At 58.1% G+C, this 11,960-nt stretch carries 10 protein-coding genes and 2 tRNA genes; all 12 read left to right on the top strand.

Going from position 1 to position 11,960, the window contains the following annotated elements; translation table 11 throughout:
* The first annotated feature begins 155 nt into the window (after window positions 1-155).
* Complete coding sequence (gene ftsH, locus HX823_RS14365) at window positions 156-2,066, top strand: ATP-dependent zinc metalloprotease FtsH (RefSeq protein WP_016976820.1); 1,911 nt, start codon at window positions 156-158, stop codon at window positions 2,064-2,066.
* A gap of 8 nt (window positions 2,067-2,074) precedes the next feature.
* Entirely contained in the window at window positions 2,075-2,926 is an 852-nt protein-coding gene (folP, locus tag HX823_RS14360; protein ID WP_010206604.1) for a dihydropteroate synthase, read from the top strand.
* 16 nt (window positions 2,927-2,942) lie between these two features.
* Complete coding sequence (gene glmM / locus HX823_RS14355) at window positions 2,943-4,280, top strand: phosphoglucosamine mutase (RefSeq protein ID WP_038843809.1); 1,338 nt, start codon at window positions 2,943-2,945, stop codon at window positions 4,278-4,280.
* A gap of 66 nt (window positions 4,281-4,346) precedes the next feature.
* A complete protein-coding gene (gene tpiA / locus HX823_RS14350) occupies window positions 4,347-5,102 on the top strand; it encodes a triose-phosphate isomerase (protein ID WP_003194193.1) in 756 nt (251 codons plus the stop codon).
* Between the two features lie 4 nt (window positions 5,103-5,106).
* Window positions 5,107-5,490 carry a preprotein translocase subunit SecG gene (secG, locus tag HX823_RS14345; RefSeq protein ID WP_010206600.1) on the top strand — a complete coding sequence of 128 codons (384 nt, stop codon included), beginning with the start codon at window positions 5,107-5,109 and terminating at the stop codon, window positions 5,488-5,490.
* 22 nt (window positions 5,491-5,512) lie between these two features.
* A tRNA-Leu gene (locus tag HX823_RS14340) sits at window positions 5,513-5,598 on the top strand.
* Between the two features lie 96 nt (window positions 5,599-5,694).
* Window positions 5,695-5,771, top strand: a tRNA-Met gene (locus tag HX823_RS14335).
* 140 nt (window positions 5,772-5,911) lie between these two features.
* On the top strand, window positions 5,912-6,370 hold the full coding sequence (gene rimP / locus HX823_RS14330) for a ribosome maturation factor RimP (protein WP_038843818.1): 459 nt from the start codon (window positions 5,912-5,914) through the stop codon (window positions 6,368-6,370).
* Window positions 6,371-6,417: 47 nt separating this feature from the next.
* Window positions 6,418-7,899, top strand: coding sequence for a transcription termination factor NusA (gene nusA / locus HX823_RS14325; protein ID WP_010206599.1), 1,482 nt, complete (start codon window positions 6,418-6,420; stop codon window positions 7,897-7,899).
* Window positions 7,900-7,926: 27 nt separating this feature from the next.
* The gene (gene infB, locus HX823_RS14320; RefSeq protein ID WP_016976824.1) at window positions 7,927-10,452 is read left to right on the top strand and encodes a translation initiation factor IF-2; all 2,526 of its coding nucleotides are present in this window, start codon (window positions 7,927-7,929) and stop codon (window positions 10,450-10,452) included.
* Window positions 10,453-10,611: 159 nt separating this feature from the next.
* Window positions 10,612-11,007 carry a 30S ribosome-binding factor RbfA gene (rbfA, locus tag HX823_RS14315; protein WP_016973761.1) on the top strand — a complete coding sequence of 132 codons (396 nt, stop codon included), beginning with the start codon at window positions 10,612-10,614 and terminating at the stop codon, window positions 11,005-11,007.
* A 3-nt stretch (window positions 11,008-11,010) separates the two neighbouring features.
* Window positions 11,011-11,928 carry a tRNA pseudouridine(55) synthase TruB gene (gene truB, locus HX823_RS14310; protein ID WP_003235022.1) on the top strand — a complete coding sequence of 306 codons (918 nt, stop codon included), beginning with the start codon at window positions 11,011-11,013 and terminating at the stop codon, window positions 11,926-11,928.
* The last annotated feature ends 32 nt before the right edge of the window (window positions 11,929-11,960 follow it).

Here is an 11,960-nt window from a genome sequence, read left to right as displayed (position 1 = left end):
GAAGCTTTACGAATATTGTGTAGTCAAAGTTTCACAAAGGGTTACAGACGGCGCCTGCCAGAGTTGTAGGTAATGTAGTAAGTTAGGCCGGTGAATATCATGCGAAGCGCGCGCCAGTAGCGGAGCTTGCTTCAGAGGGTAGTTAATTGAACGATATGGCAAAGAATCTGATCCTGTGGTTGATCATCGCGGCTGTCCTGGTGACGGTGATGAACAACTTCTCCAGCCCTAACGAGCCGCAGACCCTCAACTATTCCGACTTCATCCAGCAAGTTAAGGATGGCAAGGTCGAGCGCGTAGCGGTTGATGGCTACGTAATCACCGGCAAACGCAACGATGGCGACAGCTTCAAGACCATTCGTCCGGCGATCCAGGACAACGGTCTGATCGGCGACCTGGTGGATAACCACGTGGTGGTCGAAGGCAAGCAGCCTGAGCAGCAGAGCATCTGGACCCAATTGCTGGTCGCCAGCTTCCCGATCCTGGTGATCATCGCCGTGTTCATGTTCTTCATGCGCCAGATGCAAGGCGGTGCGGGAGGCAAGGGCGGGCCGATGAGCTTCGGCAAGAGCAAGGCACGCCTGCTCTCCGAAGATCAGGTGAAAACCACCCTGGCTGACGTTGCCGGTTGCGACGAAGCCAAGGAAGAAGTGGGTGAGCTGGTCGAGTTCCTGCGTGATCCAGGCAAGTTCCAGCGCCTGGGTGGCCGCATTCCTCGCGGTGTACTGATGGTCGGTCCTCCGGGTACCGGTAAAACCTTGCTGGCCAAGGCGATTGCCGGCGAAGCCAAGGTGCCGTTCTTCACCATTTCCGGTTCTGACTTCGTCGAGATGTTCGTCGGTGTTGGTGCCAGCCGTGTTCGCGATATGTTCGAACAGGCTAAAAAGCATGCACCGTGCATCATCTTCATCGACGAAATCGACGCCGTTGGTCGCCATCGTGGTGCTGGCATGGGCGGCGGTCATGATGAACGTGAGCAGACCCTTAACCAGTTGCTGGTTGAGATGGACGGCTTTGAAATGAATGATGGCATTATCGTCATCGCTGCAACCAACCGTCCGGACGTATTGGACCCCGCGTTGCTGCGTCCGGGCCGTTTCGACCGCCAGGTTGTGGTGGGCTTGCCGGATATCCGTGGTCGCGAACAGATCCTGAAAGTACACATGCGCAAAGTGCCAATGGGTGACGACGTGGCTCCGGCCGTGATTGCCCGTGGCACGCCAGGCTTCTCAGGTGCTGACCTGGCCAACCTGGTCAACGAGGCGTCGCTGTTTGCGGCTCGCACCGGCAAGCGCATCGTTGAAATGAAAGAATTCGAACTGGCAAAAGACAAGATCATGATGGGCGCCGAGCGCAAATCCATGGTCATGTCCGAGAAAGAGAAGCAGAACACCGCTTATCACGAAGCCGGTCACGCTATTGTTGGTCGCGTCGTGCCTGAGCATGATCCGGTCTACAAGGTGTCGATCATTCCTCGTGGTCGGGCGCTGGGTGTGACCATGTTCCTCCCGGAAGAGGATCGCTACAGCCTCTCCAAGCGCGCACTGATCAGCCAGATCTGCTCGTTGTATGGCGGTCGGATTGCTGAAGAAATGACCTTGGGCTTTGACGGGGTCACCACCGGTGCCTCCAACGACATCATGCGTGCCAGCCAGATTGCACGGAACATGGTGACCAAGTGGGGCTTGTCGGAAAAACTCGGTCCTTTGATGTATGCCGAGGAAGAAGGCGAAGTGTTCCTGGGTCGCGGTGGTGGTGGTCAAAACGCCAGCTTCTCCGGTGAGACTGCCAAGCTGATCGACTCCGAAGTGCGCAGTATCATTGACCAGTGCTACGGCACGGCCAAGCAGATCCTGACGGACAACCGCGACAAGCTGGATGCCATGGCGGATGCGCTGATGAAGTACGAGACCATTGATGCCGACCAGATCGACGACATCATGGCCGGTCGCGCACCCCGCGAGCCTCGCGATTGGGAAGGCGGTTCGGGCACCTCTGGCACGCCGCCAGTGGTTCAGAACGAACGCCCTGAAACTCCGATCGGCGGTCCGGCAGCTGACGTCTAAGGTTTGAAATGACTTCTGTGTTGTCCTCCACCCGGTTGCCTTGCGGCAACCGGGTTCTTGATTTGGCCCATACGCATGTCATGGGCATTCTCAATGTCACTCCCGATTCCTTTTCCGATGGCGGCCGCTTCAGCCAGCTCGATGCTGCATTGCGCCATGCTGAGGCAATGGTTGCGGCGGGCGCGACATTGATTGATGTCGGTGGCGAATCGACCCGGCCTGGAGCTCGCGTTGTATCCCCTTTGGAAGAGCTGGAGAGGGTGGCGCCGATCGTCGAGCGCATTGCGCGTGAACTGGATGTCATTATCTCGGTTGATACGTCGACGCCAGCCGTGATGCGCGAAACTGCGCGCCTCGGGGCGGGGCTGATCAACGATGTGCGCTCTCTTCAGCGTGACGGGGCTCTGGATGCGGCTGCGGCCACCGGATTGCCGGTGTGCCTGATGCATATGCTGGGTGAGCCCGGCAATATGCAGGACAGCCCGCACTATGATGATCTTGTCGGTGAGGTGAGTGGTTTTCTCGCGGAGCGAGTCGCTCAATGCGCAGTCGCGGGAATTGCCGCAGAAAAGATCATCCTCGACCCTGGCTTCGGCTTCGCCAAGACCCTGCAGCACAATCTGAGTTTGTTCAAACACATGGAATCCCTGCATGCCCTTGGTCGCCCCCTGCTGGTCGGCGTTTCACGCAAGAGCATGATTGGCCTGGCCCTGAATCGACCAGTGGGTGAGCGCTTGTACGGCGGTCTTGCGCTGGCGGCGCTTGCTGTCACCAAGGGGGCGCGCATATTACGTGTGCATGATGTTGCCGAGACAGTGGATGTAGTGCGTATGATTGCCGCGGTAGAATCAGCCGAATAAGAATGATGGAGCACTTATGACTAAAAAATACTTTGGCACCGACGGTATCCGTGGTCGGGTCGGCGAATTTCCGATTACTCCTGATTTCATGCTCAAGCTGGGTTGGGCGGCGGGTATGGCGTTCCGAAGCATGGGCGCGTGCCGCATCCTGGTGGGCAAGGACACTCGCATCTCGGGCTACATGTTTGAGTCTGCGCTGGAGGCGGGTCTGTCTGCAGCGGGGGCTGATGTCATGTTGCTGGGGCCCATGCCGACGCCGGCGATCGCTTACCTGACGCGTACCTTCCACGCTGAAGCCGGTATTGTGATCAGTGCCTCGCACAACCCGCATGATGACAACGGCATCAAATTCTTCTCGGGTCAGGGCACCAAGCTGCCGGACGAGATCGAGTTGATGATTGAAGAGCTGCTGGATGCACCGATGACGGTGGTTGAGTCCAGCAAGTTGGGCAAGGTGTCGCGCATCAATGACGCCTCTGGCCGCTATATCGAATTCTGCAAGAGTAGCGTGCCAAGCAGCACCAATTTTGCCGGCTTGAAGATTGTGGTCGATTGCGCCCATGGCGCTACCTACAAGGTGGCGCCCAGTGTGTTCAAGGAATTGGGGGCGGATGTAACCGTGCTGTCGGCTCAGCCTAATGGGTTGAACATCAACGACAACTGCGGCTCCACCCACATGGAGCAATTGCAGGCTGCGGTCCTTGCTGAACATGCTGACCTGGGCATTGCGTTTGACGGCGACGGTGACCGTGTTTTGATGGTGGATCACACCGGCGCCATTGTTGATGGTGATGATCTGCTGTTCATCATTGCGCGCGATATGCATGAGCGCAACAAGCTGCAAGGTGGTGTCGTTGGTACGCTGATGAGCAACCTGGGGCTTGAATTGGCCTTGGCGGATCTGGGTATTCCTTTCGTGCGCGCCAATGTCGGTGACCGCTACGTGATCGCTGAGCTGCTGGAGCGTAACTGGCTGGTGGGCGGCGAGAACTCCGGGCATGTCGTGTGCTTCCAGCACACCACCACGGGTGACGCGATCATCGCTGCGCTGCAGGTTCTGCTGTCGTTGCGTCGCCGCGAAGAAAGTCTTGCCCAGGCACGCCAGGCGCTGCGCAAATGTCCGCAAGTGCTGCTCAATGTGCGTTTTGGCGGCGGCGAAAACCCGATCGAGCACCCGGCTGTCAAAGAGGCGTGCGAGCGCGTAACCCTTGCTATGGCGGGGCGTGGCCGCGTGTTGTTGCGCAAGTCCGGCACAGAGCCTCTGGTGCGTGTCATGGTCGAAGGTGATGACGAAACACAGGTTCGCGGCCATGCCGAAGACCTGGCAAAACTGGTAACTGAAGTTTGCGCCTGAATTCGGCTTGCCAGTGATGATGTGGTTGGGTAACATCTGCGCCCACTTTGACCGACGAGGTACAGCATGCGTCGCACTATGGTAGCTGGTAACTGGAAGATGCACGGTACCCGCGCCAGTGTCGCTGAGCTGATCAATGGCCTTCGTCACTTGGCCTTGCCGAGCGGTGTTGATGTCGCGGTGTTCCCGCCTTGCTTGCATATCAACCAAGTGGTTGATGGCCTGAAAGGCAAGTCGATCCAGGTCGGCGCGCAGAACTCTGCGGTGGAGCCGATGCAAGGTGCGTTGACCGGTGAGATTTCGCCGAGTCAGCTGGTTGATGCGGGTTGTTCCTATGTGCTTGTCGGGCACTCCGAGCGCCGTCAGATGATGGGCGAGCGTGACGGGACACTCAATCGCAAGTTCGCAGCGGCACAGGCTTGTGGCTTGATTCCGGTGTTGTGCATAGGGGAGACCCTGGAGCAGCGCGAATCGGGCAAGACTCTTGAAGTTGTCTCGCGTCAGCTGGGCAGCATCATCGAGGAGCTGGGTGTTGGTGCGTTTGCAAAGGCAGTAATTGCTTACGAGCCGGTCTGGGCCATTGGCACCGGGCTGACTGCTACACCGCAACAGGCGCAGGATGTGCACGCAGCCATCCGCGCGCAGTTGGCGGCAGAGAATTCTGAAGTCGCACAAGGTGTGCGTCTTCTATACGGCGGCAGCGTGAAGGCGGCCAATGCGGTCGAACTGTTCGGCATGCCGGATATCGATGGGGGGCTCATTGGTGGAGCTTCCCTGAATGCAGATGAGTTCGGTGCGATCTGTCGCGCCGCGGGAAACTGAAAAAATGCTGGAAACAGTCGTAGTCGTTTTTCATCTGTTGGCTGCCCTGGGCGTAGTTGCCCTGGTTTTGTTGCAACAGGGTAAAGGTGCGGATGCTGGTGCGTCTTTCGGTGCAGGTGCTTCAAATACTGTGTTCGGAAGCCAAGGTTCCTCTACCTTTCTTAGTAAGTTTACTGCTATACTTGCCGCCGGTTTCTTCATAACCAGCTTGGGGCTAGGTTACTTTGCTAAAGAGAAAGCTCATGTGCTGACTCAAGTAGGTCTCCCAAACCCAGCAGTGTTGGAAGTACCAAAAGCAAAACCGGCTTCTGATGATGTCCCGGTGCTTCAAGAGCAAAAGTCGGCTACTCCAGCGACTGACGTACCTCCAGCTCAAGAGCAGAAGTAAGAAGGGTTGTAAACGCTGTATTGCCGAGGTGGTGGAATTGGTAGACACGCAACCTTGAGGTGGTTGTGCCCATAGGGTGTAGGGGTTCGAGTCCCCTTCTCGGTACCAATTATCAGGAGAGCCCGCTGTTGCGGGCTTTCTTGTAGGTGGAAGGTTACATTGACCCTGTAAGGGATCGGTCGTATACTTCCGCCCCAGCTTTGTCGCGGGGTGGAGCAGTCTGGTAGCTCGTCGGGCTCATAACCCGAAGGTCGTCGGTTCAAATCCGGCCCCCGCAACCAGTTTTAGCGGAGCCCCTTTTAAGGGGCTTTTTGTTAGCTGGACACTTTCAACGCCGCTGTTCGACGGCGTTTCAAGGATGGGCGTTTCGCCCATTTTTTTATTTTGCACAGCATGCACATACATGCACGAGGGGGTTCAGGTGTCGAGCAAGCTAGAAGAGTTGCAGGCCTTGCTGGCCCCGGTGGTCGTGGCCCTAGGCTATGAATGCTGGGGTATTGAGTTTTCGGCTCAAGGTCGCCACTCAATGTTGCGCGTTTATATCGATAAAGAGGGCGGCGTGCTGGTGGACGATTGTGCCATTGTCAGCCGTCAGATCAGCGGTGTGCTGGATGTTGAAGATCCAATCTCCGTTGAATACACCCTCGAAGTTTCCTCGCCAGGCATGGAACGCCCACTGTTCACTATTGAGCAGTTTGCAAAATTTGCCGGTGAACAAGTGAAGATCAAGCTGCGATCTCCCTTTGAAGGGCGACGCAACTTTCAGGGCCTTCTGCGCGGTGTAGAAGAACAGGATGTCGTGGTGCAGGTAGAAGACCATGAGTTCCTGTTGCCGATCGATATGATCGACAAGGCCAACATTATTCCCAGTTTTGACTGAGACGCGGATCCCGCGGATCCAATGGCTTGCGAAAGGCGAGGCGTACGATGAGCAAAGAAGTACTGCTGGTTGTTGAGTCGGTATCCAATGAAAAGGGCGTACCGGCAAACGTGATTTTTGAAGCGCTGGAGCTGGCCCTGGCCACTGCTACCAAAAAGCGTTTTGAAGACGAAGTTGATCTGCGTGTGGAAATCAACCGCCACACCGGTGCCTATGAGACTTTCCGTCGCTGGACGGTCGTCGAAGAAGCCGATCTTGATGATCCGGCCATCGAAACCTGGCCAAGCAAGGTTGCGCAAACGCATCCTGGTGCCAAGGTCGGTGATGTGGTCGAAGAAAAGATCGAATCGATCGAATTCGGCCGTATTGCTGCACAGACCGCCAAACAGGTCATCGTGCAGAAGGTTCGCGAAGCCGAGCGCGCTCAAGTCGTTGACGCTTATCGCGAGCGCCTGGGTGAAATCATCTCCGGCACCGTTAAAAAAGTCACCCGCGACAACGTGATCGTCGACCTGGGCAACAACGCCGAAGCGTTGCTGGCCCGCGAAGACATCATTTCTCGCGAAACCTTCCGTGTCGGCGTGCGCCTGCGTGCGCTGCTCAAGGAAATCCGCACCGAGAACCGCGGCCCTCAGTTGATCCTGTCGCGTACCGCGCCGGAAATGCTGATCGAGCTGTTCCGTATCGAAGTGCCGGAAATCGCCGAAGGCCTGATCGAAGTCATGGCTGCGTCCCGCGACCCGGGTTCGCGCGCCAAGATCGCGGTTCGCTCCAAGGACAAACGCATCGACCCGCAAGGCGCTTGCATCGGTATGCGCGGTTCGCGCGTCCAGGCAGTGTCGGGCGAATTGGGCGGTGAGCGTGTGGACATCGTCCTGTGGGACGATAACCCGGCGCAGTTCGTGATCAACGCCATGTCGCCGGCTGAAGTGGCGGCAATTATCGTTGACGAAGATGCCCATGCAATGGACATCGCCGTTGGCGCAGACAATCTGGCTCAGGCCATTGGTCGTGGTGGTCAGAACGTGCGTCTGGCCAGCCAACTGACCGGTTGGACCCTGAACGTGATGACCGAATCGGACATCCAGGCTAAGCAGCAAGCTGAAACCGGTGACATCCTGCGCAACTTCATCGAAGAGCTCGAAGTCGATGAAGACCTGGCACAGGTGCTGGTAGATGAAGGCTTCACCAGCCTGGAAGAGATTGCCTACGTACCGTTGGAAGAAATGCTCAACATCGACGGCTTTGACGAAGACACCGTCAACGAGCTTCGCGCTCGGGCCAAGGATCGTTTGTTGACTAAAGCCATCGCTACTGAGGAAAAGCTGGCAGACGCCCATCCGGCCGAAGACCTGCTCTCGCTTGAGGGTATGGACAAGGATTTGGCGATGGAACTGGCGGTGCGCGGCGTAATTACCCGCGAAGACCTGGCCGAGCAGTCTATTGACGATCTGCTCGACATCGACGGCATTGACGATGATCGTGCCGGCAAGTTGATCATGGCCGCCCGAGCCCATTGGTTCGAGTAACTAGGCGCGGCCTGAGGAGAGAAGTGCATGACGCAAGTCACGGTGAAACAACTGGCCGATGAGGTCAAAACACCGGTAGAGCGCCTGTTGCAGCAGATGCGTGAGGCAGGTCTGCCGCACACCGCCGCCGATGAAGGTGTGAGCGACAGTGAGAAGCAGTCTTTGCTGACTCACTTGAAGAGCAGCCACAAGGCGAAAGTGGAAGAACCGCGCAAGATTACATTGCAGCGCAAAACCACCAGCACCCTGCGTGTTGCTGGTAGCAAGAGCATCAGCGTTGAAGTACGCAAGAAGAAAGTCTTCGTACAGCGCAGCCCGGAAGAAATCGAAGCCGAGCGCAAACGCGAACTGGAAGAACGTCGCGCAGTAGAAAATGCTGCACGTCAGAAGGCTGAAGAAGAAGCCAAGCGTCGCGCCGAAGAAGAAGCGCGTCGCCAGCCTGCTGCTGCGCAACCTGCTGCCACTGAAGCGGTCGCCGCGCCTAGCGCTCCTGTAGAAGCTGTGCGTGAGGCCGCTCCGGTTGCCGCTGCACCAGCACCTGCTGCTGACGCTCGCAAGCGCGACGAACCTCGTCGTCCGGACAAGCCGCGTGCTGACGATAACAATCGTCGCGGTGGTGGTGGCGATGGCGAGCGCAAAAACGCTCCGCATCGTGCCTCGGTCAAAGAGAAGGCGCCTGCTCCACGCGTTGCCCCACGTACTACCGACGAAGAAAGCGATGGCTTCCGTCGTGGTGGTCGCGGCAAGGCCAAGCTGAAGAAACGCAACGCCCACGGTTTCCAGAGCCCAACCGGCCCTGTCGTGCGTGAAGTGAAGATCGGCGAGACCATCACTGTGGGCGATCTGGCCCAGCAGATGTCGGTCAAGGCAGCTGAAATCATCAAGTTCATGTTCAAGCTGGGCACTCCGGCCACCATCAACCAGGTACTGGACCAGGAAACTGCCCAGTTGGTTGCTGAAGAGCTGGGCCACAAAGTGACCCTGGTCAGCGACACCGCCCTGGAAGATTCCCTGGCCGAGTCCCTGAAGTTTGAAGGTGAGGCGGTTTCCCGTGCACCGGTTGTGACCGTAATGGGCCACGTTGACCACGGTAAAACTTCCCTGCTCGACTACATCCGTCGTGCCAAGGTGGCTGCGGGCGAAGCCGGCGGTATCACCCAGCACATCGGTGCGTACCACGTTGAAACCGACCGTGGCATGGTGACGTTCCTCGACACCCCTGGTCACGCCGCATTTACCGCGATGCGTGCCCGTGGTGCCAAGGCGACCGACATCGTGATCCTGGTGGTTGCAGCGGACGACGGCGTGATGCCACAAACCATCGAAGCCGTTCAGCATGCCAAGGCAGCTGGCGTTCCGTTGGTAGTCGCAGTGAACAAAATCGACAAGCCGGGCGCCGATCTTGATCGCATCCGTAGCGAACTGTCGGTTCACGGCGTGACCTCCGAAGAGTGGGGTGGCGACACTCCATTCGTACCGGTCTCCGCGAAGATGGGTACCGGCGTTGACGAACTGCTCGAAGCCGTTCTGTTGCAAGCCGAGGTTCTGGAACTGACCGCTACTCCATCGGCTCCTGGCCGTGGCGTTGTGGTTGAGTCCCGTCTCGACAAGGGCCGTGGCCCGGTTGCAACCGTCCTGGTTCAAGACGGTACCCTGCGCCAAGGCGACATGGTGCTGGTCGGTTCGAACTACGGCCGTGTACGTGCCATGCTCGACGAGAACGGCAAGCCAATCAAGGAAGCAGGTCCTGCTATCCCGGTCGAGATCCTCGGCCTGGACGGTACCCCGGACGCTGGCGACGAGATGAGCGTGGTTGCCGATGAGAAGAAAGCCCGTGAAGTGGCTCTGTTCCGTCAAGGCAAGTTCCGTGAAGTCAAGCTGGCCCGTGCTCACGCCGGCAAGCTGGAAAACATCTTCGAGAATATGGGTCAGGAAGAGAAGAAGACGCTTAACATCGTCCTCAAATCTGACGTACGTGGTTCCCTCGAAGCGTTGAACGGCGCCTTGAATGGCCTGGGTAACGACGAAGTGCAAGTGCGCGTTGTCGGTGGCGGTGTCGGTGGTATCACCGAATCCGACGCCAACCTGGCACTGGCTTCCAACGCTGTACTGTTCGGCTTCAACGTGCGTGCCGATGCTGGCGCTCGCAAGATCGTCGAGCAGGAAGGCCTGGACATGCGTTACTACAACGTCATCTACGACATCATCGAAGACGTCAAGAAAGCCCTCACCGGCATGCTTGGCAGCGACGTCCGGGAGAACATCCTGGGTGTGGCCGAGGTGCGTGACGTGTTCCGCTCGCCGAAATTCGGCGCGATCGCCGGTTGCATGGTTATCGAAGGTGTTGTGCACCGTAACCGTCCAATCCGTGTACTGCGTGAAGACATCGTTATCTTCGAAGGCGAGCTGGAATCCCTGCGCCGCTTCAAGGATGACGCTTCCGAAGTACGTGCCGGCATGGAATGCGGTATCGGCGTCAAGAGCTACAACGACGTCAAGGTGGGCGACAAGATCGAAGTCTTCGAGAAGGTTCAGGTTGCTCGCAGCCTCTAACTCGCGCACTTCCGGAGCCACGCCGCGTGTGGGCATGCAAATGCCCCGCGCAGCGTACGGACTCTAAACGCAACGCCCGGTCTGGCTTTTGTCAGGCCGGGCGTTTGCCGCTTTCAGACCCCACGGGTTTCACCGTGTGGCAGTAACAGGTAACAAGACATGGCAAAAGAATACAGCCGTACCCAGCGTATCGGCGATCAGATGCAGCGCGAGCTGGCCCAACTGATCCGTCGCGAAGTCAAAGACCCCCGCGTTGGCCTGGTCACCATCACCGCCGTTGAAGTGAGCCGTGACGTGGGGCACGCCAAGATCTTCATCACCGTGATGGGGCAGGACAGCAGCGAAGAGATCGCGCAAAGCATCAAGGTGCTCAACTCGGCTGCGGGTTTCCTGCGCATGCAGTTGGCCCGTGAAATGAAGCTGCGCAGTGTTCCCCAGTTGCATTTCCACTACGACGAAAGCGTCGTGCGTGGCGCGCACCTGTCGGCACTGATCGAGCGCGCCGTGGCTGAAGACAGTCAGCACCCGTCCACACCTGAAGACGCCAAGGAGTAAGCGGTGGCTCAGGTCAAACGTATCCGTCGCAACGTCAGCGGCATCATTCTGCTCGACAAGCCCATTGGCTTTACCTCCAATGCGGCTTTGCAGAAGGTCCGCTGGCTGCTCAACGCCGAAAAGGCCGGGCACACCGGCAGCCTCGATCCTTTGGCCACCGGTGTACTGCCGTTGTGCTTTGGCGAGGCCACCAAGTTCTCGCAATACCTGCTCGATTCCGACAAGGGTTACGAAACCCTGATGCAATTGGGCAAGACCACCACCACGGCCGACGCCGAAGGTGATGTTCTGCAGGTTCGCGATGTGACCGTTGGTCGTGCTGATATTGAAGCGGCTTTGCCCGGTTTTCGTGGGCAAATCAGTCAGATACCGCCGATGTACTCGGCGCTCAAGCGTGATGGCCAGCCTCTTTACAAGCTGGCACGTGCGGGCGAAGTAGTGGAGCGCGAACCGCGTTCTGTTACTATTGCGCGCTTGGAGTTACTCGCCTGTGAAGGCGACACTGCCCGCCTGGCCGTGGACTGCAGCAAAGGCACCTATATCCGTACCCTCGTGGAAGATATCGGTGAACAGCTCGGTTGCGGTGCGTACGTTGCAGAACTGCGACGCACCCAGGCCGGCCCTTTCAGCCTGGCGCAGACGGTCACGCTGGAAGAGTTGGAAGCCGTACACGCCGAAGGTGGCAACGAAGCGGTTGATCGCTTCCTGATGCCATCGGACAGCGGTTTGCTGGATTGGCCATTGCTGCACTTCTCGGAGCACAGCGCGTTCTACTGGCTCAACGGCCAGCCGGTACGTGCCCCGGATGCCCCGAAGTTCGGCATGGTGCGGGTACAGGATCATAACGGTCGCTTCATCGGTATCGGTGAAGTGAGCGAAGACGGGCGCATCGCGCCGCGTCGACTGATTCGGTCAGAATGACCGAACGAGTGTGGCTGTTAACAGGCACGGTC

This window comes from Pseudomonas sp. P7759, from assembly GCF_013386445.1.
GTDB classification, from domain to species: domain Bacteria; phylum Pseudomonadota; class Gammaproteobacteria; order Pseudomonadales; family Pseudomonadaceae; genus Aquipseudomonas; species Aquipseudomonas azotoformans_A.
Note: the sequence above shows the minus strand (reverse complement) of the source record. Positions and strands in the feature narration are given on the sequence as shown.